Raw genomic sequence first — 1,789 nt, 5'->3', positions numbered from 1 at the left:
GCCAAACAATTTAAGTTAGAAGGCAAGCGAGAGAGGAGTTATCCACGCTGCTTAAAAGTCAGTAAAAACAAGTATCCGGTAGCAAAAAGAAAAAGTGCCGCTCACCTTAAGTGAACGGCATTACGCAGATAGCGCCTTTTTTATGTTTGATGCTGTAATCTTACCCGTGAATATTATTCGCTAAAAATAGTGTTAATCCATAACCTATGCAGTAACACAATAGTAATGCAGGGACATATTTTAAATAACTTACGAAGGTCAGCTCTTCTACTTTACTCATCGCGATAATGCCAGATGCCGAACCGATAATTAACAACGACCCACCAACCCCAACAGAATAGGTTAAGCCTAACCATTGTGCGGTTGTTAAAATTGGATCCGCTTTTAATAATGCAGCAGTTAACGGTACGTTATCTAATAATGCTGAACCCACACCCGTAAAGAAATTAGAAATACTTGGGTTATACATACCATACACTTTGGTTAATAAATTAAGTGTGCCAATTTCTTTAAGCATGCCAACAAGTAGCAAGATACCTAAGAAGAACAAGAGAGTGTCAAATTCAACTTGGCGAATATATTCTAAGACTTGCACTTCTTCTTTTTTACTTTTATTGGTATTGCCCACTAAAAACATGACAGATAAACCGAATAAAAAGGTCAGTACTGGTGGAACGCCAAAGAGCACATTAAGCGCCATGGTTAAAATGATGGTTGTGAAGAAAATTAAGCCAATGACGATATCAACAGTATTGTAGCTTTGTTCAATTGGCGAGGTGCTTACATGGCCTTCAGCCTTGAGTGAAAACAATATTGCTAAAACCATCACGCTGATGCCTGCTGGAATAAACAAAATTAATAATTCAGAAATATGCACTTTACCAGCAAGGAAAATCATGAGTGTTGTGACATCACCTGTGATTAACGCCACTCCACCTGAGTTAACGGCAAAGATAATGAGTACTGCCATGCGACGACGCATTTGCTTGTCTAAGTTAAAGGTGGTTAATAACCCTAAAGACACCAGTGTCGCTGTCACGTTGTCACAAAAAGTGGATAAGATTAAAGCAAACATCCCGACTTGGAGCATTAACATGCGAACTGACACTTGCTGTGGAAAGATTTTCTGCACTAGCACTTGGATCATGCCTTTGGCATTAAGGTAAGCGACAAATGTCATGGTGGACATTAAAAATAACCATAAAGTGGCAATTTCTAATAAGTTTTCATTAAGTTCTTCGCCAACTAGTTTGCTGCTTTCTGGACTTCCAGAAGCGATGAACAAGCTGATCCAAGCGATACAACCAAGAAACAAGGTGGTTTTTGCTTTATTAATGTGGGTAACTTCTTCAAGCACGATACTTAACAGTGCAAGCACCGCAAGTGATATAAGAAAGGTATGTAGCATGACTGCAATTCCAACTTTGTGTTGTAGGTTATCAAAATGATGACCTTGAATTTTTGCTAACCTAATTTAACCGTTAATTTTAAGGTTCAATTAAGCTTTCCATTTTTTGCGGTGCGATCACATCACACAATGCGCCATTTCGCAACATGGATCACGGTTATTTTTGGTGAAAGTAGACCAAAGTCGTGCGGAGAAAAAAGCGTTGGAGGAAATAGAGGAAGAGTGGTTTGTTATACCAATCTCATTAAATATCTGGTCAGTTCAGAGTCTCTCAGGTTTTTCAATTCAAGGCACATTGATATAGAAATGGTTGTTGCCTTTTAAATCGATGTAACACAGAAGTGGAATACCTGAGAGACTCCATTCTGGCGGGTTTCAAAG

General features: G+C 38.7%; 1 protein-coding gene. It reads right to left on the bottom strand.

Annotated features, from left to right (window positions below; translation table 11 throughout):
- Positions 1–160: 160 nt before the first annotated feature.
- Positions 161–1,408, bottom strand: coding sequence for a sodium:proton antiporter NhaD (nhaD, locus tag ACWXWT_RS20420; protein WP_456043397.1), 1,248 nt, complete (start codon positions 1,406–1,408; stop codon positions 161–163).
- Positions 1,409–1,789 lie beyond the last annotated feature (381 nt).

The sequence above is a fragment of the Shewanella sp. A22 genome (genome assembly GCF_053850585.1).
The sequence above is the reverse complement of the archived record's forward strand: the minus strand, read 5'-3'. Positions and strand labels throughout refer to the sequence as shown.

What these genes read in the sequence shown, in the direction of transcription:
- nhaD (WP_456043397.1), bottom strand. Translation starts at nt 1,408, where the DNA reads ATGCTACATACCTTTCTTATATCACTTGCGGTGCTTGCACTGTTAAGT.